The following is a 1,712-nucleotide window of genomic DNA, read 5'->3' on the forward strand; positions in this document are numbered from 1 at the left end:
GGAGTAGCAGCCAATGCTGCGGACATTGCCAACAACACTACTGCGATCGGTAACAATGCCACGGATATTTCGAACAACGCTACCAATATCTCCAACAATACTACGGCTATTGGTAACAATGCTACTAACATCACAACGAACGCTTCGGACATTGCCAACAACACAACGAACATTTCGAACAATGCGAGTGCGATAGCAACGAACACTACCGATATAGCCACCAATGCCACGAACCTTGCCAACCATATTTCGGCCGACGGAGATCTATCGGATACGAACGAGATCCAGAACATCGAGGAAGTGCTGACTGACGGGAACGATGCGAACGGTCTAGTGCTGACGGGCCTTGGAGCCCCGACCGCTGCGAGCGATGCCGCCACAAAAGCCTATGTGGACAGCGTGGCCGACGACGATATTACTGGGGTGAGCTTCGATGGCGGGACCAACGAGGTAACGGTAAGCGAGGGCGGTACAAGTTTTTCTGCGGACCTGTCCTCTTTGGACGATAGCGCCGGAGTAGCGGCCAATGCCGCGGACATTGCCAACAACACTACGGCGATCGGTAACAATGCTTCGAACATCTCAACCAACACTACGAACATTTCGAACAATGCGAGTGCGATAGCGACGAACACTTCGGACATTGCCAACAACACTACGGCGATAGGTAACAATGCCACGGATATTGCGAATCATATAGCGGCCGATGCCGATACGAACATTGGTAACGAGTATAACACGGGAAGTTCCATAACGGACGGAGTTATCGGAATTACCGATGGGGGCGGGACTGAATCTATCGATTTGATCAGTTCGGACCTGAACAACAATATAACCTTTGGTTCAGATGGGGCGCTATATTTGAATGTTGCCTCGGTATCCATTGCAGAGACCAATACCTCCTTGTCCTATAATGATGCAACTGGAGAATTGACATACTCCAATGAATTGGGCAATAATCCGGTTGTTGACATTTCAGGTTTGGACGATAGCGCCGGAGTAGCGGCCAATGCCGCGGACATCGCCAACAACACTACGGCGATCGGGAACAATTCCGCAGACATTGCCAACAACACTACAAACATTTCGAACAATACGAGTGCGATAGCAACGAACGCTTCGGACATTGCCACCAATGCCACGAACCTGGCCAACCATATTTCGGCCGACGGAGATCTATCGGATACGAACGAGATCCAGAACATCGAGGAAGTGCTGACTGACGGAAACGATGCGAACGGTCTAGTGCTGACGGGCCTTGGAGCCCCGACCGCTGCGAGCGATGCCGCTACAAAGGCCTATGTGGACAGTGTGGCCGACGACGATATTACGGGAGTGAGCTTCGATGGCGGGACCAACGAGGTAACGGTAAGCGAGGGCGGTACAAGTTTTTCTGCGGACCTATCCTCTTTGGACGATAGTGCCGGAGTAGCGGCCAATGCCGCGGACATCGCCAACAATACCACGGCGATTGGTAACAATGCTGCGAACATCACAACGAACGCTTCGGACATTGCCAACAACACAACGAACATTTCGAACAATGCGAGTGCGATAGCAACGAACGCTACCGATATAGCCACCAATGCCACGAACCTGGCCAACCATATTTCGGCCGACGGAGATCTATCGGATACGAACGAGATCCAGAACATCGAGGAAGTGCTGACTGACGGGAACGATGCGAACGGTCTAGTGCTGACGGGCCTTGG

1 protein-coding gene is annotated in these 1,712 nt (G+C 52.0%); it reads left to right on the plus strand.

The genetic code is table 11. The features are described 5' to 3' along the window. Nucleotides 1–1,712 (plus strand): beta strand repeat-containing protein (locus tag AB9K32_RS00070; protein WP_369884003.1); only part of this gene is annotated, 1,712 nt, incomplete at both ends.

Origin of the sequence: Allomuricauda sp. XS_ASV26, assembly GCF_041224615.1 — a bacterium.
In the GTDB taxonomy this organism is placed as follows: domain Bacteria; phylum Bacteroidota; class Bacteroidia; order Flavobacteriales; family Flavobacteriaceae; genus Flagellimonas; species Flagellimonas alginolytica.